Here is a 23,030-nt window from a genome sequence, read left to right as displayed (position 1 = left end):
CAGCTCCTTGATGTAACTTTGGGATGTATACATCTGACCACTTAACCATCATCTTTTCATTTTCACCAAACAATTTATATTTCATTTTTGAATACCCTTGTTTTGAGAATTCAACATCACCAATTTTTACATTTTCTCCACGAGAAAAGATCTGATCAACTATTCTTTTTACAATAAGAGGTTCAATTAAACTAATTGTCCAATTAACCAATTTTGACCAATCCTCCTTTTCCTTACTCTCATCTCTACTTGCAGAAAAAGATAGCGAAATAGTTTCTTTTTCAGAGATAATGGATATTCTATATGCATACGTCGTCCCTGTTGGTATACCGTTGATCGAGTGTCTAGTCGCAGTTGAGTCAAAAGAGATACCGGTAGCATCTTTATAGAAAATCTTTTTATTTTTATACTCAACAAAGTTAGTTTTGAAAACAATAGTAGAGTTTGAAAATATTCCTGATATCTTGATTGCGAGAGAATTTTCTGCATCATCTTTAATACTCTTTTGGATTTGCTCGAGCTCACTTTGAAGTTTGTTTTTCAGACTTTCTGTACCAGCAAGTTTAATTGCCACCTCCAAAAGCCCATGGGACTTATCGAGTTCGCTTAGATTATTATGCAAATCAAGAACAACGGCACGTAACGCGTTTGCCGCACGATCACGCATAATTTTAGTTTGACTGTCGTCATATAGTCCAAGGTCAATTAGCTTGTTTAGTTCCGAGGACACCGAAGCAACCAACCCTTTGATTGCTTCTGATTCTTCTTTATCAAACTTGCCATCCTTACTTACTTCCATTTTTTCAAGTCCTTCAACAGCCTTACCGATCGCGTGATAAGCCGGTCCTAAAACACTCTTTTCCATTCTCTCTCCCTTTACTGAAAAGACTTGTTGGAGCTCATTAACGTAGTCACTATTTTTGTGTATGTGATGAAGCTCGGTGTATATATCGGATAGATACTTCGCTACATGGTTCTTGAAATCAGAGATAATGTCTTCGCTGGCCGTCTGCTCATCATGGAGTTGGTAAACTTTGGAAAAAGAAGCCCAAAATTTATCTGAATCAATAAGCTCTTTCCATATAGCCAGAGAGTTTTGTAAATAGCCTTTATTATCTTCCGCAGAAAGCATGAGGCAGTACAAGATAGCAAGATTCTTTTTATAAAAGAAAGCTTTCGTATTCTGACCTTCAGAAGCATTCTCCCAGGTCCGGATAGCATTCAAATAATCTTTGAGCTTGAGTAGACCTAGCACTTGTTCATCAACACTATCGGCAATCTGAAACCAAAAGAAATATTCTTTGATCCGTTTCTTTGGAGCTTGAAGTTGCTGTAAGGCATCCTTTACTGAATCCTCAGTTCGGAAATCTTTGAATAAATCTAGATCGTAAGTAGGAACATCGTCAGCCTTGAGGCGATTAATTATCTCTTTTGACCGTTTAAGGATATCCCTCTCGCTGGCAGAAGTGTCCAGGCCGAGGATGTGATATGCATTGTTTTTGAGTGTTTGTGACATATATTTTAGCGGGTTATGCCCGAAAGATTATCTTTTATTGTTTCTTGCACATCGGATGGGAGCAAGAGCAATAAATTATGAACGCAACGTTTTATCTCGTCGACATCCCCAAGCTCAATCGCTCTTTTACCTTTTTCAATATAGTACTTCGCTTCTTTTACATTGATAAAATTAGTCTTACCAGAAGTAATTTTATTGAATTGATGAACCCAAGTAGCCGGATTAGAATATACCGCCTTTGAACTAAGCTCTTTGATTTGTTCAATGATCCGAATCAAAAGAGACTTATCGCTATCTGTTATTGCCTTTTCTCCTTCGGTCTTGAGCTTGCTTAACTGGTCGTTGTTTATAGCTTTGTCTTTTTCGTCCGCATAGTCATTAATAATCGACTGAGTATCTTGGATACCATCTTTGAACTCCTTGACCAGTTGTGGCATTTCTTTTTCTTTTTCAATTTTATCCAGCGCGATCTTAATATCTTTAATTTGTTTATTTGCTTTCATTTTTTCGTCCTCGTCTACGGAAGCATTCCTAACGCTATTTTGAGCGGATTGAATGTTATTATCAATTTTTTGTCTTTCCTCAGGCAATAGGTTTTCTGAAGCAACTTTTGCTCTTTCTTTTTGAGTTTCTAAATCTTCTTCGATATTCTTAAGCTCAATAGTTTCGTCATGCGAAGTTGAACGAGCATTAACAGTAAGGTCAATCAGCGGAATATATGCTGTAAGAAAAACTTCTCGTGATTCATTTACCACAACAGTTAATTCTACTGGGGTTCCCTCGGGGAGATCGTGGGGCAAGTCCTTGCCATTGATGCCCGCTTTGCATAAAAATCCATTACGATCTGGCGTCTCGGATTCACCTTCAACAACTATAATATCTAAATCATTTTCCTCGCCCCTTTTTAACTTTCTTGATGTTTTATAATCAGTGAGATCTTTTTTGATAGGGAGCATTGTTCCTTTTTCAGAAACTAGGACGCAGGTATTAAAAGCTACATTCCTTGTATAATCCTTTTGAACAACAACGATTTTGACCGAGTGAGGGAGTGGAGCACCGGATACCGATAGACCTTGAGTAATGGTGAACGAGTCCGGATCAATCGGAATAGAATTTCCTTGTTTATCAAAAAGGTACAACCAATAGGTATTTGGTTTATTCGGTTCGACAGCAACCGTATCAAAGAATTTACCACCTTTTAATTTAATCTTTGAACCATTATAAGAACCACTATCTGATTGAATTTGTATATAGTACTCATCCTCAGTATCCTTAAAATATTCTATAACACCACTGACTGTCTCTTCTGTATCAGAAGTCATAGATTCATAATTCAAATTGATAGACAAAGTTCCTTCTTTGAGTTTTTTACCACCATTTTCTTGTAACTCCTTTGGAATCTTTTGCCCAATCCCAAACACACAAGCACCCCTAGCAACGACAGTAAGAGGATCAACAGATGCATCCGCAGTTATTTTAAGGTCACTCTCTATTCTTTCTCGAATATACGGAATCTGCGTTGGTCCACCAACAAGGATTACTTTCGCAACAGAACTGTTTTTAATACCGGCATCTTTCAAAGTTTCCTTTGAGAGTTCTATAGTGCGATCAACCATCGGTTTAATAAGCGTCTCAAATTCTTTTCTCGTAAGGTTAATGGTAACGAAAATCTCCTTATCCTCGTCGTCCTTTCCGACATTCTCTATTAGGATTGAGGTCTTGTCATATTCGGAAAGCTCAATTTTGGCATTCTCGGCAAGTAATTTTAATCTAGAGAAAACGCCTATATATTTTTTGTTGCTTCTATTAAAGTTTTTAATAGAAAATTTTTCTAAAATCTTTGGCACTATCACCTTATCGATAATCTCTAGATCAAAATTCTTACCGCCAAGGAAATTGTCACCGTTATGACTAAGTACTGAAAGTGCCCTGTCTTTTGAAGCGATCAGCGCCACATCGAATGTACCACCACCAAGGTCGTAAATGAGCCAGTTTTCATTCTTGGTGTTTGTAGAGCCATAAGCGATAGCAGCCGCAATGGGTTCTTGAAGTAATACTACATGTTTAAATCCAGCCAGATTACCAGCTCGTTTGGTCGCCTCAGCTTGGAGATTAGAGAAAGCAGCCGGGACTGTGATCACGGCGGCTATCGTATTAAAATCAGGATATTTTTTTAAAATGTCCTCTTTCAGACTCTTGAGAATTTCGGCTGAAATTTCTTCTGGTCCCATTTCTACATCAGCTCTCTCGAAATGGAATTTCTCCGAAGTACCCATTAATCTCTTAACTTCAAATTTGTAGTTTTTAATCACCTCTTCCGATGTGTCATTAGAAAAACTATTATAAGCTGCTTGGCCCACCACCCCGTTCTTGGCCTTGTTGAAACCAAAAACGGACGGTGTATACTCCACGCCTCCTGGTTTCTTCACGATTTCGATGTTGCCGTTCTTGTTGATGGCAACAGATGAATTCGTTGTGCCAAGATCAATACCAATCTGAATATTCTGTTGATTTGCCATACCGAAAAGTTAATGGTTGCTAATTAGAATTATTTTTGCTTTACGAACGACTTGCCCCTTGCACATGATGGTGGGCTCAATAGTCTCCTTTACCATCGGTTCTGGAAGTGTAGGATCTTTTTCAACTGATAATATATCGAGATTAAGCCCATCATTATATTTTTGATTTTTATAATCGACTATTTCAATATCATACTTGGCAAGGTACCTTTTCAATTTTTGTACGGAATTTTCTAACCCCTTAAACTGGTTTTCCTGTAAATTCGAAGCGGATTTAGCAACCCTTTGTTCAATGCGCCATACTTCGACAGCAAGATCCATAAGCTCATTCACTCCGATAGATAACTCCATATGCTTAGGGGCAACAGAAAATTTAATATCCTCCTTTATTTTTGCATAAAGCTCATCAAGCTTTAAGGATAAATTATCTTTCCGATTTTTGTTCAAATATACAAGGAGCAATAGAGCTACAAAAATACCTGCCAATAACACAAAAATAATAAAGGTGACGATATTTAGATTTTGTGAAATTATTTTGCTCATACTGTCATATCGTTAATACTCTATTTTATCAATGCCCCATGATATAGTCTTATTTAAATGTACGCTGGAATTGGCCATATAAGCAAATTTATGGTGCTATAGTTATTTCGGTAACTTTCCACCACTTTTTATACATGCTTGAAGTGTAGAATAAGAGGTAAACACTTTTGTTTGATCGTAGTATTTCGTCCCTTTGGCATGACAGAGGTTATTCACGCTTTTCTTTACTACCGGAGTTGTGACAGATTGAGCTGACTTTGGTTGTGTAGGTTTTGGTGTGAGGGTTGTCGCTACTTTCTTTGACGCTTGATTTGTACTGCCATTACAGATAGTTGGACTCCACAATCCGCGTTTCTTTAATTGAGCATCTTTTTGGGCTTTCTTGAATTCAGCTTGATACTTGTACGGAATAATATAGGTGTACTCATAAGCATACCCTTGGCTAATCATAAGTTTTTCAAAGTTAGTACCATCGGATAAATATACGTAGCGCAATAGTCTGCCGTATTTGTCCCGATCTCCTTGCGTTGGGTCGCTTTTCAAACTAACGCTTTTCCCTGAGAGTATTGATTTAGCTTTATTAGAAGCTTCTTTGCCAAAACATTGGACTGGCTTTCTCGGATCAACTGTTTCTGGAGTGTCCATTCCGATCAAGCGAAGACGCTCAACTTTGATACCGATTTTTACGTCTATGGTATCGCCATCAACAACTTTTACAACCGGATAGAGTGGAGTTGGTTTAGCAACAGCAAAAACCGGATGAGTACTAAAAAATACTAAAAAGAAAAAAGCTAACGTAGAAAATAAAAGATATTTATTTTTCATGGCACCTAGACAGTTTTATGAATGAACGGCTAGGGACAGATACACAAAGCCCGCCGCCAGCCGGTAGTCTTTCGACTACCCATAACCCTTTCGGGATATGACTGTCTAGGTATGCTGAACGACGGGGTCAGTATCCTAGACAGTTTTCCGGCACCATACCTCGGTTTGAGCGAGGGTTAGGCAATTAGTTGTATCTATGTTGTAGCTTGAAAAGAGTTAATAATCAACTTCTCGCGATCCAGTAAAAGCTAAAAATTGGCCAAATTAGCAAAAAAAATGGCGTTATGAACATAAATACTAAGTTTCTATCAAAATTGCACCCCCTTGACTTACTAGTCAATCTAATACCATACCAATATAGAACACTTAAAATTATGATGAAAAAGACCAAGAAGCCACAACACGAAGAGATCCAAAAACAATTTCGAGAAACTCTTTCAGCAAATATACAAGTTTTTGTTGATACCACTAAATACGGGGCTGTTGATCTCCCGAAACCTTTTGTAATCCCGAATATCCAACCAAAAGAACCCCGAACAGTTCATGTTCAAAATATAGAGGAAATAACCACGCCGGGTGGCGCAAAAATTGCATATAATCGGATTTAGAGATCATTTGAGATGGATTGTGTTTGTTAATTAAATAAATTTATTGGTTCAGCTTAATAAAAATTGATTATCTATTTTGGTTGCAATGACTTAATCCAACCCTTAACATAAATGCTCCCACCAATTATTAATTAACTTAGTATTACTTTCCCTCCGTAGCTGTCGAATAATCACAAGACGCTTCTGCCAGCGGTTTGGGTTTTTAAACCTAGAATGTAATGCTCCATGGCAACAACGACAAATTGGGTGAGCATCTTCAAACGGACGCGAATAATCTTCGTTATGCAGTTGCATTTGCCCTTTGTTTTGAAGGCATAGCTCGCACTGTTTAGGTGCAGGAAATTCACCACTACGTATAGTAGTCAATTGAATACGTCCTACTTTTGCCCGCTCACTGCCACTAAATCCATTATATGACAACATCCTAAGCAGTTATTTATTTTTAAATAACCCAAGAATACTTGGAATTATTCCCTTTGAGGTTTGTCGAATAATTGTCATGGGTGGACTATAAATACCAACCTTCTGTTTAATGCGCTGTTTGACCCGACTGGGTTTGGTGTAACGCTCAAATGTGCTAATACCAGTTGCTTTCCTAATTCTTCTTTTTACCGCCGTAATCCCAACAAGAGTTTTCAATGACGGTTTTCTGTAGCGAAAGAGTTTCATTTGTAGCAATTACCACTATCTACTAAACAACCGAACAACTTCATCAAAATTTTTGAGTCTGTCTTTAGCCCATTTTTCCTGTTTTATATACAGTGGTTTGTAAACCATCTTTGTTTGCCGACTATTTACGTCTTCACACCATTTTTCTAATCGTTCAAATTTCAATTTGTCATCATCTTCTTCTCTTCCTTTTGTCTCAACTATATAAACTGTCTTATCGTCTGTCTTAACGAAAAAATCGGGATAATAAGTAGCGATGAATCCTTCTGAATTTTTATATTCAATCCGCAATGCGTTGGCTTCCTTGTTTTGAAAATTCTTTGAGAAAGAAATTACATCATCACAGTTTTCAATAAAATCAGAAAAAGTCAGTTCAAAATCACTATCACCAATAATCTTATTGAAAACCGACTTCTTGGGGATTAAATACGATTTATCATTGACCACGAACGGTCGTGCCTCACTGATTTTGATATAGTTCTTTATTTCAGTGTCACCAGTGTCTTGAACAGTAAGCTCATTGATAGCTTTTTTAAATGATTCTTTTATAAGATGTATATATTCGACCTCTGATAAATTTCTTAGCGTATTTAAGTCCGACAATTCAACCGGTTGATCAAACATGTGACTTTGCACAAATTCTTTTACTTTTCCGAACAAAATATCATAACAGCCGAACAGCCGGAGTTCTCGCATTATTGCTTGCGCAAAAAAACCGATAACACTTTGATAATCTGGATCAATGTCACCCGTTAATATGGTTGTATGGTGAGTTACTTCACCAACCACATCTTTGAATACTATCTCTCTTTTTTCCTCTTCGGAAAAAGTTTTTACCTTAACTTTTGCGTTTCCAAAAATAGCAACATCTAATTCCGCAAGATTTTTATATTCCCTTTGAATTCTTGGCGACATTACCGGAATTTCTATATCCAATTTCTCAATATCTTTTTTAGGATTGTCTTTATCAACTTCGATAACCATCGGCGCAATTGGTTTTGCCCCGGAACCCATTGCTCTCTTTTCAAGAATCACACCCTCGCCTTTGATTGACTCTACAAAATCCATAAAAGCAGGTGTACCGACTACGCTCACATATTCCTCGATAGTATCGTTTCCAAAAAACATTCTTCTCAAACCACGTCCAAGTGTTTGCTCTGGCAAAATTTTTGATTCTGCGGCGTATGGTCTTAGCCCAACAATTGTCGTGACGTTTTTTACGTCCCAACCTTCTTTCAACATCATGACCGAAATAATTACCTTAAATGGACTTTCCCAACTATCGATATTGTTTGCTTGTTTTCTTAGAATATCTAATTCTTCCTTGTTCTTTCCTGAAACAGTTTCTGAAATTTCACCACTCTTGTTGGTATGAATAGTTAGAACTGCATCCTTCAGATCAGCAAAACTCGTTCGAATATAATCGGCCACTTCATCACAATTGCGCGTATCATCCGTCATAATGAAAAGAATTGATTTTTTTCCCATTGGTTTGAGCGCTTCATATGTTTTACGCCACTCCTCTATACCAAGATTTATATAGTCCCTATATTTCTCGCTGAATAAGGCGCTTTGATTTTCTTTCAGTTTTCCCCTACTGGCCGCATCCGGTACAACAGGATTTTTTACAATTCTCTGGTGAATTGCTTCAACGAGAGGATAGTCTGATATTACTTGCACAAAAATAGAGCCATCATTTTTCTTGGGAGTAGCGGTCACATCTAATTGCAAAGCTAGCCCTGAACCCTTTTGTTTCAACTTATTATCAATATCCAAAATAGACTTAAACCAAGCCATTTTTTCGTCGTGGATATGATGCGCTTCATCATTGATCACTATTAATTCATCAATATCCCTGACAATCATTCCCAAATCAACAGTTGAATCGTTTGTTTTTGTGACAGGTCTGTGACCGAGAAAATATGCAGAAGTATCTTCATCATCCAAACTTGGTTCTCTGACATCACCTTCAAATACTCTATGGATATTCGTTAGAAAAATATTTCCTGTGTCGGAAACGTTTCGTAGATCATCTTGAAGATGTAGTGTTACTTGAAAATCGTCATGCCAATTTTGTCCTTGATAACCATTGTCTGGAAGAACAGGATCACTAAAAAATATCTTTAACCCTTCAAAATCATTCTTTATTCTTTCAAAGACGATTACGTTCGGTGTAATCAAAAGAAAGTTTTTGGCTAGTTGAGAATCTTGCTCATACTTTTTATGAAAATATGCCCAAGCAATAACCAAACTCATTACTTTTGTCTTGCCAGCGCCCGTCGCCATTTTGATGACAAAACGTAGCCAGTCCTCAGTAAACATCTGTGGACTTAAAACACCTGTTGAATTATAGCGAATAAGATCGTATTTATCTTTTACCTTGGCAACTTCGTATAACCAAACGACTGTTTCCATGGCCTCTCTTTGAGCAAAATAGTACCGAAAGTGCGATGCCACGCCCTGTTGGTCGTATAAAATATGTTCTTCTTTGAACCACCAATTAAGAAGTGATTTTGAAGTCTCACTAGCACCTTCATAATGTTTTTCGCGCCATTCTTTAACTCTTTTACGCAAATCAGCGACTAAGGGTGGTAAGAGCTTTTCATATCCCTTATCACGCAAGTCTTCATCAGCGGGAAACCACCGAATGCTCGGGTCTAATATTGCGTATGGATCTTTTGGGAAATCTTTATGAAGTGCCATAATATTATAATAAGTGGTTTGCTTTGAAATATTTTGGTATATCTTCGCGTTGTGTTCCAGATTTTTCAATTGTCATAGCGATTTCTTCTATCGTCTTTTTATAGTCTTCGTTGAAGCACTTTGGTAACTTCTTATTCTTTGCGGTTTTTTCTAAATCTGAATCAGCCCCAAACCACTTTTGATACAATCTTGCCGCTATGTGATATGAACCATGTGAAATGACAAGATCATCTATCTTATATTTTGGAGTCTTTCCTGCTTTTTTTGTCTTTAGTTTCTTCTGTCTATGTTCAGCCTGTCTCACCAAAACAGCATCCAAGACCAAGTGTGAAATAAGCAATCGATGCGCCAGATCAGACTTCTTAGAATCAAATATCTCCTCATAAAGAACACCAAATAATTTCCTCTTTTCCTGCTTCGCCTTGTTTGGTCTTTTAAGTTCACAACAAAGATAGGCCTGTGCAGCATCGAGAGCATCAATTATCAATGCTGTTTCCGAGACATCCTTGAATTCATTCAGTTTGCGTTCATAAAATACATGATACTTGTCCAACAAGGTCTGAATATTATACTGGACTGGATCATTGGAATGTAAATCTCTCTCAGAAATCGCATTTTGCGAGTTTGTGTAAGTTATAACAGACTGAACAAATTTTTGATCATCCGTGCGCTTAATAAATCTACAAGTAATATAAATACTTTCAGAAAGCTTACCATCATTATGTGCCCTAATTAAAGTATTTACCGTTTGGCATCCATTTACAACCTGCAGTCCTTTTAAATATATTGACGGACTATCTCCTGTCACAGCACCAGAAATTTCATCGTAAAGAATCGTTAAACCGTTATTAAAATACTCGAATTCTTCCGACGCGGCATCATCAGTAGCCGTTTCGTAAATTTTTTGATTAATTTTTCTCTCTATACCCAAATCTTTTCTAATATTATCCGTGAATAGATAGTCGCCATATCCTTTGTAATCCTTTAAACCGTCTTTAAATCCAAAGTAAATTTTTATTAATTCATTCACTGGCAATCTACATATAAACCCTTCTTTTGCGGTAAGTGGATAATATGATCTTCCTGATAGTTTTATTGGAATCGCCGTTTTCAGAACAACTCTAGAAGAAAACATTGCGGAAATATTTTGACCATTTATTTCCTCAAAAGAAAAATCTATACCCGATGTGGTTATTTCATTCTGAAACTTTGTCATTTGAGCTTTACTATCATGATTCAATACCACATCAGCACTTGAAACAAATTTAACACTTACTGAGTAATTGTTTTCGTAAGATTCTTTTTGCTCATCGATTTCTGATTTTATTTCCTTTATTTTTTCGTTTATATCCACCGGAGCATCTCCTCCAAACAACAAATAGTGCAGACCAATAATAAAATCTGTTATATCTTTATCCGAAAACGTAGCTTGAGGTTTAGAACTAAAAATACACGTGACAATATTGATTACTAATTCATCTTTACCTTCATACAGATAAACTGAGTCTATTTGATGATCACCACCGCTGTCTGAATAAAATTTTAATAATTTCTGCCCTCTGTATCCAGACAGTTTTTTTAACACCAACAACGAAAATTTCTTTCCGTCGTCATGAGCCTTGGCTTGTGTTGCAAGTTTCTTATCAATTCCATTAACTTCTTTTTTAATCAATTGGTAATTTAGATTCATAATTTCAAACCCTAACCTCAATTACTTTTGTCGTGTCGTTTCCAAAAATATCTACGACTTTAACCGCGACTTTGTAGTTTCCTTTTGGTACAGGCTTGAACGCGGAAATGAGATCCAGATTTCTGTTCTTTTTTGTTCTAAAACTCTGCCATTCGTTATCGAAAATATAATCGCCAGTCCAGACTTCTTTTTCCTTGCCATTTTCCATAACTTTGATTATTTCTTTTCTACTAGCAAAATCGAAGTCCACAGCCCAATAGTCAATCCAATCGCTCCATTTTTTTGTTAAAATTTCTTTTGAAATTTCCTCACTTTTTTTATCTTTTGAAATTTTTACGACTTGCCCGTCTTCCACAACGATCTTTGACGCGCCCGGTCGCAACGCTTCCGCTATTTCCCCCGAATCGTCTTGATTATAGAAAACAGAAAAGTCAGTAAGCTCAATCGCTACTTCTTTATTGTTTTTTCCGCCTTTAACAATTGACTTAACTTCAATAAATGCCACATCATAAAATTTTACTTGCCCTTTTTCAACTACTTTTTTATCAAATACTTCTCTTGGAATAATCCGAAAAGCAATATCAATTCCATGATCTTTATATTCTGAAAAATCCAAGCCCATCTCATAATCGAAGCCAAGAACATCAATTTTAGTAATTCCTTTTTCTTTACACTCCGTCACAATGTCTTGCACTAGTTTTGAGGAAACCGGCATATTTATTGGACCCACTGCCACCAAACGATCTCTTTTCTTGCCTACAATATTCACAAACGATTCTACTGATTCCGCCTTATATGCCGATATAATTAATTTCACAAATTCTTTTTCTTTTCTTTCTGCTTGTTTGGCTTTTTCCTCTGCACGCAAATCATCATTTACGGATAGATAATTTTCACGTTCATATCTCCCCACGTTTAATACTTCAAATGCGCGAAAATCCTTACTTGCTTTTTTTAGTTCTCTCTGCACTCCAACCATTCTCTTTCTAGAAGTATGAATACCAAATTTTCCCAAATCAGATCCGATCCATTTTCTTCCAAGTTTTTCTGCAACAGCAATGGTCGATCCCGAGCCACAGAAAAAGTCGGCGACAAGATCGCCTTCATTTGAAGAGGCTCTTATAATTCTTTCAATAAGTGCTTCTGGCTTTTGTGTTGGATACTCTAAATTCTGAGTCTTATCTGCTGGTTGTAGCATCGAAATCCGCCAGACATCGTCAATTGTTCGTTCTGTAGCCTCAATATAAATAACATGACCATTTTCGTCTTTCGCATTCACAAGTTTACTAGTGTTCTTATCCCATACTCTTTTTATTTGTTTCACCATTTGCTCCCGCTTCTCTCTAATTGGTAAAAATTTATATTTATTAGTCTTTGAGTACCAAATAATCGTATCGTGATTTGAGGCAAAACGACCCACATTCCCTTGCATTTTATTGTAATAATACCAAATTATTTCGTTTCTGAAATTATTCTTTCCGAAAATCTCATCTAACACTAGACGCATGTAGCTATTCACTCTCCAGTCGCAATGCACATAAATACTTCCATCATCCGCTAATAGGTCATACATCAATTTTAATCGCTCATAAATCATTGCAATGAAGCTATCAGCGCCATTCCCCCAAGTATCACGAAAAGCAATTTCTTCAATCACTGAAGGCTTTTTTGTAAAAGACTCTTCACCAATTTCAATATTCATTGAAAAATCCGCACCCACATCAAATGGAGGATCAATATAAATCAATTTCAAACCACCCTGCGCTTCTATTTCTTTTCGCAATGGGCCGTTTTTAAGCGAAGAAAGAATGAGTTTGTTATCACCCCAAATTAACTTGTTAGTCCAACCAGAAATCTGTCTTCCAGAAGTATCGAAAAGTGTATTTTGCATATTAATCTTTCCATCACTCCTCGGCTCGTCTATTTGTTCTATCACTTGAAAAGGTAGAACCACATTTGTCACTTCATTTGTTTTCCCATTCCAAACAAGCTCAACTTCACGGTCATCGTCAAACAGCAAAAAACGATACTTCTCCGGCAGTGGCTTCCCAGCTTCCAAGTATTTGATTACATCCCTTTTTTCAATATCCGACAGTTTCATGACATTTCTACAGAAATTTTATTTAGAATAAAATACCCCTTTAACTCATAGAATATGCTCGTTTAAGCCAAAAATCAACACTCTATTGACATCTTTTTGGGTGGTTATATAATGCGAGGGTAGTTGATCTTTTCGAAGTCATAGAAATAGAGTAAGTGGTCGAACAGTACGCCTCGACCGGCGAAAAAAACGAATGGACTGTTCAGTGAAATCAAGCTTGATTGCTTGATCCTACTGATCAGTTTTTTTGTTAGACAAAAAATACAGATCAAAGGTGTTTTAATAACACTCCATTTTTATCTGTAAGAAATAATACGATGAAAAATTTAAAGTCTAACCAAAATCAGAAAATTGATATCACTTATGTAGACATCAGCCAACTCAAGCCAAGCGTATACAATCCTCGCAAGTGGACACCTGAAGCGATGGAAAACTTAAAAGAAAGTATTCGCCGTTTTGGTGCTGTTGACCCAGTTATAGTGAACTGCGGAGCTGGACGTGAGAATGTGCTTATCGGTGGACATATGCGCATTCAATCGTTGAAGGAACTCGGCGAAAAAACCGTACCTGTGGTTTTTGTAAACATACCAGATCAGGAAAAAGAAAAAGAACTGAATATTCGCTTAAATAAAAATGCAGGTGAATTCGATCTAGATTTACTCGCAGAGTTCGATCCAAATCTGTTAGCAGGCATCGGTTTTTCGAGTGAAGAAATAGATCAAATCTTTGAAGTAGACGATACGCCTGAAGAATTTGATCTGCAAAAAGAACTCGCCAAACTGGATATCAAGGAAATTGAGCTAAAGAAGGGTGATGTCGTACAGCTCGGAGAAAGCCGGCTCATGGTTGGAGATTCCACCATAAAAGAAGATGTTTTCAAACTAATGAACGGGGAAAAAGCCGATATGTGCCTGACGGACCCACCTTACATTTTGGATTACCTTCACGGTAAAACCAAACACGGAACGGCAACGAAAGGTTTTGGTTACAAACGCGACCGGCAGTATCTCGAAACAGATTCCCTGCCTCCAGACTTTACTGAACTCTGGATGAATAACATAGCAGAAATCCAAAAACCTAGTTTCTCTATCATTGTCTACGAATTATGGAAAAATATTCGTGAGATTTGGGGTGAGATGGAAAAACATTGGAGGGTAAAGAACATGATCGTGTGGCACTTGCCGAATCGACATCAGGGATTCTCTGCGAAGTATAAGTTTTTTTCCAAGCACGATATCGCGATGGTTGGGGCAAGTAAAAGTACTGATCTCGAATTTAATTATACACCCGAACAAGATGGCCTACAAGAAGAATACGAAACGGCACTCTACGCCATTTCTGGAAAACCTCACTGGGAAGGGTACAAAAAAGGCAAGAAGATAATGCCGACGGATTTCATCGAATATAACGCTAGCGATGAAAAACATTCTGGACAAGGGGTAGTGTTTGGAACCAAACCAGTTGAAATATTAATCCCCTACATAAAAGTGCTCACAAAAAGAGGCGACCTTGTTGTTGAGCCATTTGGTGGGAGCGGTTCAACTCTCATCGCAGCAACAAAAATGAAGCGCCGTTGTTACATCATGGAAAAATCACCCGTGTATGCCGAAGTAATTAAAAAACGCTGGGAGAAACTTACAGGCCAGAAAGGAATGAAAATTTTATGAACGAAACAATTTTTGAACGCCAAAAGAAAGAAAAAGATGGATTGATCGAACAGCTGAAGAAAACTCCAATCATTCAATACGCTTGTGAAAAAGCGGGAATAAGCAGGGCAACTTATTACCGCTGGCATAAAGATGATAAGGATTTTGCGGAAGCAACAGACACTGCCCTTTCTGAAGGAAGCAACCTCATCAATGACATGGCGGAAGCACAATTAATTGCGGCAATTAAAAATCAAAATATGCCCGGCATAATATTTTGGCTGAAACATCATCACCCAACTTATGCCACCAAAGTGCAACTGGATGTTAATCAGCGCATTCCGGAACAGCTTACACCAGAACAGGCAGAAATGGTGAAACAATCACTTTTGCTTGCAGGCCTATCACACGAACAAGAATCTTTAATTAATAACATTCAAAACGATGAACAACCTAAATCAAATTAATCCAATTCAAGAAATAATTGCGTCGCGTGCAGTGCGCACCAATTTGGCATTTAATAGCCATGAGTGGTTCTTTGCAATCTATTTGCAACACTATCTCACCAATCCGACGGCACCGATGCACAAAGACTTCTTTTCAATTACTGAAAATACTAACGAGAAACTTTCAGTGATTGTTGCTTTTAGGGGATCAGGAAAATCAACGATCATGACACTCTCGTATCCTATTTGGGCAATCATCGGCGTTATGCAATGTAAATTCGTTTTGATTTTGTCACAGACTCAAGCACAGGCAAGATATCACATGATGAACCTGCGACGTGAGCTGGAAACCAATGATCTTCTGCGTTCTGATTTTGTTGCTTTTGAAGAAGACACTGATCAGTGGGGTTTAGGATCTATTGTGATTCCGAAATACAACGCTCGTATCACCGTCGCCTCTAGCGAACAAAGCATTCGTGGTATTCGTAACCAACAATACCGTCCCGATTTAATAATTTGTGATGACGTCGAAGATTTAAATTCGGTCAAAACAAAAGAAGGACGCGACCGCACATTCGGTTGGCTCACGGGTGAAGTCGTGCCTGCAGGACAACCGGGGATCACAAAAATGATCCTCATCGGAAATTTACTTCATGATGATTCCCTTCTGATGCGTCTCAAAGAACGAATTGATCATAAAAATCTCGATGGCAAGTTTTATTGGTATCCGTTGATCGATGAAAACAAGAATATTACATGGCCGGGAAAATTTCCCAGTATGGCACAGATAGAAACTCTTAAACGAAGTATTGCTTCAGAAGCATCATGGCAACGAGAATATCTGCTCCGCATCATCATTGATCAAGAACGAGTGGTACATCCTGATTGGATTCAATATTATCCTAAATTACCAAAACAGTGGGACGGTGATTATCGCTATACCGCAATTGGAGTTGACCTGGCAATTTCTAAAAAAGATACTGCAGATTATACGGCCATGGTAGCTGCAATGGTTTTCGGAAGAAGAGATAATATGCGTGCATATATTTTGCCCAATCCAGTCAATGAGCGACTAACATATCCGGAACAAATAAATCGTGTCAAACTTATGTCAGAAAATTTGCAAGACGCGAAATTGTTTATTGAAGATGTCGGTTACCAAAAATCACTTGTGCAAGATTTAGAACAACAGGGTTATGAAGCAGAAGGTGTGCAAGTACACGGAGATGATAAACGAGCTCGGTTGGCTACTATTACTCATCACATTCAAAGTGGGAAAATTCTTTTCCCTGAACATGGTGCCGAAAATCTTATTAATCAGCTGACGGGATTCGGTACTGAAAAACATGATGACTTAGCTGACGCTTTCTCAATTTTGGGACATAAAATTATTGAAAACGATACACGTTGCGCAAGGGGTTTTACATTTAAACCAATTGGATTATAGACTTTTACGGTTTTTTTCTGCCAGCCACTTTTTATTAAGTTGATCAATCATTCGCCATCTTGCGCTTGCCTTGCTAGCATTTTTCCTTGATTGAAAGAAAACATTTTGGCGATGCAGTTCAAAGTAAGTACTAGCAAAATATGTCGTATAATCTTTGCCTAATACTTGTTTTAAGACATCCAGCTTCTTGGTCTCCTTAAACAAATTATTGACAATCTCGCTATTTCTTAATGTCGGCAAGATAATTCCATCGCGATCACGCTCAAAAACAATTTTCCGACATTGCGCCTTTTTAGGTAGAGATTTGGGTTTGGGCATTAACTTCTAATGTTTTAGATAAACTAAAAATGTGACTGAAAGTTTTCACAACCAATACTATTGTTTTCTATTTACATTTATCATCTCTGATATGATTTGTAGAAATTGTTCCGTCTTGGGTAGCCATTCTGTTGCCATTATACTGGGTCGAATAGTTTTGTAGTTGTCCGGAAACGTTAACCCAATTGATTCCAGTTTAGTTTTGAATATTTCCGCCGTACGCTCGTTGTCTTTTGTGATCCATTCAAAATTGAATGCCAACCGTTTATCAGTAGAAAGTGTAAAAAGTGATTTGTTGGATAATTTTTCAAAAATTGGGCTAAACGAACCATAAGAACCCGTCCCCAGTCGAATCTCTGTAGCGTTTTGTTTTGAAAACTCATATATCCGCTCAAAGGCCACATATTCCTCGTTGGAAAGTTTTTGTTTTGCGTCATCCAACATTTCCGCTTCCGTCCACCTTCTACGAGATCCATTAGCTGACGAAACATTTATGTCTTTTTTCACTTCCGCTCCAAATATTTTCGGGATAATTATTTCGTATTCAGCGTGTTTGTAGTACTCCAATTCGACGGCATAAATATCAAACTGGCTATTCTGATTAATGTAAAGAATAAGATCCTTAAGTCGGTCATCCAATTTGTCCATCGGAATCACAAAATGGAATATTCCATCTCCGAGATTAGACTTTACTTTTTCTATCAGAATTTCGACATCTTCATCTGATATCTGAAAAAATTCCTTTATTTTGTCCGTTGTTCGCAGATTAAATGCTTTTTGCGTATGCTGATCAAGTGTCGCTAAAAACTCACTAAAATCATTGGAGTGCCTCCAGAGTGATGCGCCATAATCGAGAATTTGTGCAACTACGATACGTTTATCGGTGTTTTTATAGAGTTTCGTTTCTACAATATAGATTTCGCCTTCCTTATCTATGCCAATTGCGTCAATCGGACCGCTCTGTGTGGGAAATTCCCGTGCCAAAATCAAAAGTCGGATATCTTCTTTTATTTCATACAACGGAAGACTATCGGGATTATCAAAAATATATTTTTGCAAATGGTCTTCTTGGTCAAAATTGGTCTTATCAATCTTGACTGCATTTTTGCCATTTTTTGAGATAACGATCGCCATGGTATTTCTTGAAGAAATTAACCTGGCGGTAAAACACAAAGCCCGTCGCCAGCCGGTGATCTTGCGACCACCCATACAAGTTTCCCTGTATGACGTTAGGAACGTGCTGAACGACGGGTTCAGTATTCCTAACGTTTTTGTGCCATGCTCCGCCGAAGCGAAGTTTAGGCAACCTTAGATTTTTTCAGGTGATTAGATATTCATAAAGTGATGTATCTGTTGTAGCTTAAAAGGCCCTTTAATTCAACTTTTATAGCGACCTTGCCTTTCTGATATTTCGTGCTGTGTTATTTTCTGGCCTCGCCTTCCTTTGACAGTGGCGGTACTGTCTCCCTTGCTGTGGACAACACTCGATACTGCCTCTACGCCAGAAAATCATCGGAAAGCGATGAACTTCAAGCGCTTTCGATAGATTCTCAGATTAAAGAGATGCTCGAGATGGCTAAACGAGATGGGATCAATGTAGTCGATATTCGCAAAGAAAGTCATTCCGCAAAGGATTCAGGACAACGGCCAGAGTATATGCGGATGTTGGCGGATATAAGAGGTAAACAATTCAATGGCGTTCTGACATGGGCACCCGATCGTTTAAGTAGAAACGCCGGAGATTTGGGGATACTGGTTGATTTGATGGATCAGGGGCTTTTGCACGAGATCCGCACCCATGGCCAAAACTTCCGCAATTCCCCCAATGAAAAATTTCTATTGATGATCCTTTGTTCACAAGCGAAGCTCGAAAATGATAATCGTGGATTGAACGTGAAACGTGGACTTCGTGCAAAGTGTGAAATGGGATATCGCCCCGGCGTTTCCCCGCTTGGTTATCTCAATAATCGTTACCCAAAGAAAGGACAAAAGAAGGTTGAATTGGATTTAGTGCGTGCACCATTAATCAAGCAGGTGTTTGAAAAAGTCGCTTACGAAGGATATAGCGGACATAAGATTTTACACTGGTTAAACAACGAAACAGATTTCACAACAAGATCAGGTAAGAAGATTGTATTGAGCACAATTTATATCATGCTCCGAGATCCCTACTACTACGGACAATTTGAGTACCCAAGAGAAAGTGGCAAATGGTATCAAGTTGGACATGAATCAATTATTACAAAAGAGGTATTCGATATTGCTCAAGAAAATTTGGGGACATTCCAAAAAAGGACGAGTGGAACCAAAGAGTTCGATTTTAACAAATTAATAAAATGCGGAAGTTGTGGATCAGGCATCACACCAGAAGAAAAGTTTAAGAATATTTCTGACGGGACAAGACGGCGATATGTTTATTATCACTGCAGTCAAGGAAAACGAGTGGCCTGCAAAGAACCATACATTCGAGAAGAAGAACTCCTAAATCAACTATTAAGCTTGATAGACAACATAAACGTAGATGAAATCTGCGTCCAAGAAAAACTTTCAAGAGAGTTAGCACGCTACCAAAAATTTGCAGAAGGCGTGCTACATATATCTAACAATCCAGCGTCGCCAAAAGTGGATATAAGAAGTTATGCAAAATACGTACTCAAGGAAGGAACACGAGAAGAAAAACGAGAGGTACTTTCGTGCCTACGAACCCAACTTGTACTTCACAATCAAACTTTGTCGCTCGAAAATAACGCAAAAATTTGTGTCTGAATTATCTACTCTTGGACAACGCGAGAAAGTCCCTAACCGGTTGCGCAACTGTTTTTTCGTTGATATTTTTTTCTTTGCAATAATCTGAATCAAACCAATCCCTTAATATTTTTTGACCTCGACTGGAATTACAACTTCCACAACAAATCACAACAGTTTTCGCGTTATTCCATGGAGGCAAAATATTCAGATGCTCAATTGTTGCCCAGTTACGTTGTTTATCACCAACACAAGGAAAAACCATCTTTTTGTGACAGTATACGCACATCTTATCTCTCTGCCGGATTTTTTCCAGCTCATGATCGGGAATTCCGTACTTGTTTGCCATATTAGTTTATTGCTGAATATTTTGATGCAAAAAAACACATTCCAACCATCTTTCAGCACATGTTTTCTCAACAACAAAGAAAATCAACAGTTTAACCCTTCATGAATGAGTTTTTGATTCCCAGAATATTCCACAGTCCCTCAACCCATGCTTTATCAGTAAGAACGTAATAGGAATAATGATTATAGTGGATAATTTCGTTTTTATAGTTTTGCTTAAAATGTTCATCAAATAACTTGGCTAGCAATGAGGTTGGTGTACCGAGAACAATTAATTTTGTTTTGCTATCTATTGAAATATCTTTCATTTCTTGATTAAAAAATTTAACATTCTCACTTATTATTTCTTTAGTAAGAACGTTTCTAAATTTTGACGAACTTGGTTTAACAATGCCCTTAAAAATATCCGTAATGTATGAGCCTCTTAATTTTGTATCATTACAGGCATATCTCAATTTTCGAGCATGACTGTTGTCATGAAAATTTGACCATGGTTTGTCAGTTAATGGACGAGAGATATTTAATCCCAAAAGTACGTATTTTGAGTGTAATTGATCAATATTTTTATCAATTATTTCTGTATCGCTTGGTTTCTCGCTGTTCCAGACAGCCCAACTAGAATAAGCGCCGTATTTTGAAGTTAAATCGTTATATTTATTTACATCATACATATTCGTAGTAGTACTATGACGCTAACATCTCAAATAGCTTTTATCAATTCTTCTGTTAATTTTCCGTAGAACTAATCAAATCAGTAGAAAATATGTCTCGGTAAACATCCGGAAATAAGCAATTTTCTTTTCCTAATTCTTCTTTAAATCTTGCTGTTAAGTATGATGCCGCAGTCCACGTACTCATTTCCTTATCAGAGACTTTTTCTCCAATAACCCTTCCTATTCCGTGCCTTTGAATAAGAGACAAAGCATCTTCAAATTCCCCTATAGACATAAGAGAAAATGGCATATCATCAATCCATTCCGATGGCAATTTATTTTCTTCAAGTTTTGCTTTTACCTTGTTTTCTATTGTTTTCAGCAAAGGACCCATCAAAAACCAGTCTTCTAACGTAATAACAAGAGGAAGTATTCTTTTATCATCATCAAATTTATAAATTGGATTTTTATATCTGTTATTTTTATAGTGGTCGATGGTCTTATAAATTTGAACAACAGCGTTTGCTAGCTTATCCAATTGGTTATTCAACTCAGTTTTATCATTCAATTCGATTTTTGCAGCAACTGTAAGACGCTTTGTTTTGCATTCTATAAAAAGTGCAACGCCATCTTGATCTATAATCCAATCTATTTTAGGCTCATTTTCTGTGTTTGTTTTTTCTTCAGGAAAATAACTATATGCATAATTTTTATTTGTTTCCGCAATTATTTCCCCAACATATGATTCAAATGCATTTCCAAAATAGTTACTAAAATATTTTTCGTTAATAATTTCGTAATATAGACCGCTTGTAAATCTTTCAAAAAGCAACGAAGGCATAGGACAAACAACACTGTCTTTGGAACTTATAGTCATTCTAATCAAGGGAAATTTCTTAAACGAATGGAAATAATATGCAAACGTATCATCTATTCTGCGCTCCAAGGGAGAAATTAGTTTTTGCTTCAAATCGACAATTGAACAACAAAACAACTTCAAAAAACAATTGAGCTTTTGATTGTCAATTCCAGTTTTTCCTAAATCAATACTAGGAGGATATTCTAGAGAAAAATATTTTTGAAAAACGCCAAGAAGAGCAAACGCGATAATATATATTTCTTTAATGGAAAGATTGGTAACTCCGTACACCATATTAGCAAGCTCTGGATAGTTAAATATCTTGAAATACCTAACAACATATGCCCTGTCGAAACCGTGTTCTTGCCAAGGAAACTGTCTCTGTGAAATTCGATACACCTCCATTAAAATATTTTCTTGATTGGTGTACGTACCACTAATCTGATTTTCTATTTCTCTTACTTTGTCTATAGCATTGGCAAAATTATTCCATTTTTTTAAATCAACTCTAGATATTCCTATTTCCTGAGAGTTTATAATAATTTCTCTTGCCAATATCTCCAGACTCCAAGGATTCAAAACGGAAAATCCTTTTGACAGAACTCTCCGGTCAACTTCAACATCGGGCGAGAATGGTTTCTTTAGCCATAAATATTGTGAATACGCCCTGATTACAGCCAAAGCTTCAGACAAAACCAGTTGCTTTAGATAGTTTCGTAATGGCTTATAAAATTCAAACACTCGTCTGTCTTCCATATCAATAAGGTAGCTTTATATTTCATATTGTTAAATATCCACAAAAATAGTGATGCTAATTTTTCCGTCCGATCCCCGGGTATTCCGGACTCGAACTAAATTAAGACATTTTGCGAAAACAAAAATACCCTGACAAGAGGGTATTTTGTGCTTAATTAAGCTGTTTTCTTGGTTTTTGGGACTGGATGGGGACCGGTCGCCAGGAACCAAATCGAACTGCTCCCGGGGTCGGACTCGAACCGACAACCTACTGGTTACACTTAATTCATATTTTTCAATATGGCGTGGACTATCTCATCATCCTCGACACTGCGGTGGGATGCAGGGCGCTGTGAGTCTCTGAACCTTCAATTCTCCACTTGGAAAAAAGCTTGGCTGCGGATTACCCTGTCCTGTTAAGGATTTAGGCTTCCCGATCCGCTATTTCAGCGGACCCGCTGTGTTAGCGGGCAATTCACCCTGTTTTTCAACCTCGATTACTCGAGGAAGCTGCCATTTTCAACCCTTCGACACTGCTCAGGGTCAATCTACTGATTGACAGCCAGTTGCTCTGCCATTGAGCTACCCGGGAATATTCTAATCTAAAAAGAACAGTAGGATGAATGTATCGCGAAAATACAAGATAGGCAACCTCTTCT

18 protein-coding genes are annotated in these 23,030 nt (G+C 37.5%); 5 read left to right on the top strand and 13 right to left on the bottom strand.

Annotation, left to right across the window (positions count from 1 at the left end; genetic code table 11):
• The 4 genes from Q7S57_04085 to Q7S57_04070 form a co-directional block, all read right to left on the bottom strand.
• Positions 1-1,516, bottom strand: a 1,516-nt coding sequence (locus tag Q7S57_04085; GenBank protein MDO8512427.1) for a hypothetical protein, incomplete at its 3' end; no start/stop codon positions are given.
• Between the two features lie 5 nt (positions 1,517-1,521).
• Positions 1,522-4,035 carry an Hsp70 family protein gene (locus tag Q7S57_04080; GenBank protein MDO8512426.1) on the bottom strand — a complete coding sequence of 838 codons (2,514 nt, stop codon included), beginning with the start codon at positions 4,033-4,035 and terminating at the stop codon, positions 1,522-1,524.
• Positions 4,036-4,044: 9 nt separating this feature from the next.
• Complete coding sequence (gene grpE, locus Q7S57_04075; GenBank protein ID MDO8512425.1) at positions 4,045-4,578, bottom strand: nucleotide exchange factor GrpE; 534 nt, start codon at positions 4,576-4,578, stop codon at positions 4,045-4,047.
• A gap of 102 nt (positions 4,579-4,680) precedes the next feature.
• Positions 4,681-5,403, bottom strand: a complete 723-nt coding sequence (locus Q7S57_04070) for a thermonuclease family protein (GenBank protein ID MDO8512424.1) — start codon at positions 5,401-5,403, stop codon at positions 4,681-4,683.
• A gap of 284 nt (positions 5,404-5,687) precedes the next feature.
• Between Q7S57_04070 and Q7S57_04065 the strand changes: the two genes are divergently transcribed.
• Entirely contained in the window at positions 5,688-6,011 is a 324-nt protein-coding gene (locus Q7S57_04065; protein ID MDO8512423.1) for a hypothetical protein, read from the top strand.
• 432 nt (positions 6,012-6,443) lie between these two features.
• Here the strand turns inward: Q7S57_04065 and Q7S57_04060 are convergent, their stop codons facing one another.
• From Q7S57_04060 to Q7S57_04045, 4 genes are read right to left on the bottom strand one after another with little or no spacing between them, the layout of a single operon-like run.
• Positions 6,444-6,680 carry a hypothetical protein gene (locus Q7S57_04060; GenBank protein ID MDO8512422.1) on the bottom strand — a complete coding sequence of 79 codons (237 nt, stop codon included), beginning with the start codon at positions 6,678-6,680 and terminating at the stop codon, positions 6,444-6,446.
• 15 nt (positions 6,681-6,695) lie between these two features.
• Entirely contained in the window at positions 6,696-9,383 is a 2,688-nt protein-coding gene (locus Q7S57_04055) for a DEAD/DEAH box helicase family protein (protein MDO8512421.1), read from the bottom strand.
• A gap of 4 nt (positions 9,384-9,387) precedes the next feature.
• Positions 9,388-11,073, bottom strand: a complete 1,686-nt coding sequence (locus Q7S57_04050; protein ID MDO8512420.1) for an AIPR family protein — start codon at positions 11,071-11,073, stop codon at positions 9,388-9,390.
• A 4-nt stretch (positions 11,074-11,077) separates the two neighbouring features.
• Complete coding sequence (locus Q7S57_04045) at positions 11,078-13,174, bottom strand: site-specific DNA-methyltransferase (protein ID MDO8512419.1); 2,097 nt, start codon at positions 13,172-13,174, stop codon at positions 11,078-11,080.
• A 317-nt stretch (positions 13,175-13,491) separates the two neighbouring features.
• Between Q7S57_04045 and Q7S57_04040 the strand changes: the two genes are divergently transcribed.
• The 3 genes from Q7S57_04040 to terL are packed head-to-tail and all read left to right on the top strand — an operon-like array spanning position 13,492 to position 16,713.
• Positions 13,492-14,841, top strand: a complete 1,350-nt coding sequence (locus tag Q7S57_04040) for a DNA methyltransferase (protein ID MDO8512418.1) — start codon at positions 13,492-13,494, stop codon at positions 14,839-14,841.
• Positions 14,838-15,287 (top strand): hypothetical protein, encoded by a 450-nt coding sequence (locus tag Q7S57_04035; protein MDO8512417.1) that lies wholly within the window; start codon positions 14,838-14,840, stop codon positions 15,285-15,287. Before Q7S57_04040 ends, Q7S57_04035 begins: the two co-directional genes overlap by 4 nt.
• Positions 15,265-16,713 carry a phage terminase large subunit gene (gene terL, locus Q7S57_04030; protein ID MDO8512416.1) on the top strand — a complete coding sequence of 483 codons (1,449 nt, stop codon included), beginning with the start codon at positions 15,265-15,267 and terminating at the stop codon, positions 16,711-16,713. Before Q7S57_04035 ends, terL begins: the two co-directional genes overlap by 23 nt.
• Here the strand turns inward: terL and Q7S57_04025 are convergent.
• Both Q7S57_04025 and Q7S57_04020 read right to left on the bottom strand, forming a co-directional pair.
• Entirely contained in the window at positions 16,708-17,031 is a 324-nt protein-coding gene (locus Q7S57_04025; GenBank protein MDO8512415.1) for a hypothetical protein, read from the bottom strand. The genes terL and Q7S57_04025 overlap by 6 nt on opposite strands.
• A 57-nt stretch (positions 17,032-17,088) precedes the next feature.
• A complete protein-coding gene (locus Q7S57_04020) occupies positions 17,089-18,240 on the bottom strand; it encodes a hypothetical protein (protein ID MDO8512414.1) in 1,152 nt (383 codons plus the stop codon).
• A gap of 264 nt (positions 18,241-18,504) precedes the next feature.
• On the opposite strand from Q7S57_04020, the gene Q7S57_04015 reads away from it, so the two are divergent.
• Complete coding sequence (locus tag Q7S57_04015; GenBank protein MDO8512413.1) at positions 18,505-19,797, top strand: recombinase family protein; 1,293 nt, start codon at positions 18,505-18,507, stop codon at positions 19,795-19,797.
• 1 nt (position 19,798) lies between these two features.
• Here the strand turns inward: Q7S57_04015 and Q7S57_04010 are convergent, their stop codons facing one another.
• The 3 genes from Q7S57_04010 to Q7S57_04000 form a co-directional block, all read right to left on the bottom strand.
• Positions 19,799-20,125 (bottom strand): hypothetical protein, encoded by a 327-nt coding sequence (locus tag Q7S57_04010; GenBank protein MDO8512412.1) that lies wholly within the window; start codon positions 20,123-20,125, stop codon positions 19,799-19,801.
• Between the two features lie 91 nt (positions 20,126-20,216).
• On the bottom strand, positions 20,217-20,795 hold the full coding sequence (locus Q7S57_04005) for a hypothetical protein (GenBank protein ID MDO8512411.1): 579 nt from the start codon (positions 20,793-20,795) through the stop codon (positions 20,217-20,219).
• Positions 20,796-20,850: 55 nt separating this feature from the next.
• A complete protein-coding gene (locus Q7S57_04000) occupies positions 20,851-22,392 on the bottom strand; it encodes a hypothetical protein (protein ID MDO8512410.1) in 1,542 nt (513 codons plus the stop codon).
• Positions 22,393-23,030: the final 638 nt, after the last annotated feature.

It is taken from the genome of bacterium, from assembly GCA_030647555.1.
In the GTDB taxonomy this organism is placed as follows: Bacteria; Patescibacteriota; Andersenbacteria; order UBA10190; family CAIZMI01; genus CAIZMI01.
Note: the sequence above shows the minus strand (reverse complement) of the source record. Positions and strands in the feature narration are given on the sequence as shown.

Coding starts and splice junctions, on each gene's coding strand:
- terL (MDO8512416.1), top strand. CDS start 15,265: ATGAACAACCTAAATCAAATTAATCCAATTCAAGAAATAATTGCGTCG.
- Q7S57_04035 (MDO8512417.1), top strand. CDS start 14,838: ATGAACGAAACAATTTTTGAACGCCAAAAGAAAGAAAAAGATGGATTG.
- Q7S57_04005 (MDO8512411.1), bottom strand. CDS start 20,795: ATGTATGATGTAAATAAATATAACGATTTAACTTCAAAATACGGCGCT.
- Q7S57_04070 (MDO8512424.1), bottom strand. CDS start 5,403: ATGAAAAATAAATATCTTTTATTTTCTACGTTAGCTTTTTTCTTTTTA.
- Q7S57_04010 (MDO8512412.1), bottom strand. CDS start 20,125: ATGGCAAACAAGTACGGAATTCCCGATCATGAGCTGGAAAAAATCCGG.
- Q7S57_04080 (MDO8512426.1), bottom strand. CDS start 4,035: ATGGCAAATCAACAGAATATTCAGATTGGTATTGATCTTGGCACAACG.
- Q7S57_04055 (MDO8512421.1), bottom strand. CDS start 9,383: ATGGCACTTCATAAAGATTTCCCAAAAGATCCATACGCAATATTAGAC.
- Q7S57_04040 (MDO8512418.1), top strand. CDS start 13,492: ATGAAAAATTTAAAGTCTAACCAAAATCAGAAAATTGATATCACTTAT.
- Q7S57_04025 (MDO8512415.1), bottom strand. CDS start 17,031: ATGCCCAAACCCAAATCTCTACCTAAAAAGGCGCAATGTCGGAAAATT.
- Q7S57_04050 (MDO8512420.1), bottom strand. CDS start 11,073: ATGAATCTAAATTACCAATTGATTAAAAAAGAAGTTAATGGAATTGAT.
- Q7S57_04060 (MDO8512422.1), bottom strand. CDS start 6,680: ATGAAACTCTTTCGCTACAGAAAACCGTCATTGAAAACTCTTGTTGGG.
- Q7S57_04045 (MDO8512419.1), bottom strand. CDS start 13,174: ATGAAACTGTCGGATATTGAAAAAAGGGATGTAATCAAATACTTGGAA.
- Q7S57_04065 (MDO8512423.1), top strand. CDS start 5,688: ATGAACATAAATACTAAGTTTCTATCAAAATTGCACCCCCTTGACTTA.
- Q7S57_04000 (MDO8512410.1), bottom strand. CDS start 22,392: ATGGAAGACAGACGAGTGTTTGAATTTTATAAGCCATTACGAAACTAT.
- Q7S57_04020 (MDO8512414.1), bottom strand. CDS start 18,240: ATGGGTGGTCGCAAGATCACCGGCTGGCGACGGGCTTTGTGTTTTACC.
- grpE (MDO8512425.1), bottom strand. CDS start 4,578: ATGAGCAAAATAATTTCACAAAATCTAAATATCGTCACCTTTATTATT.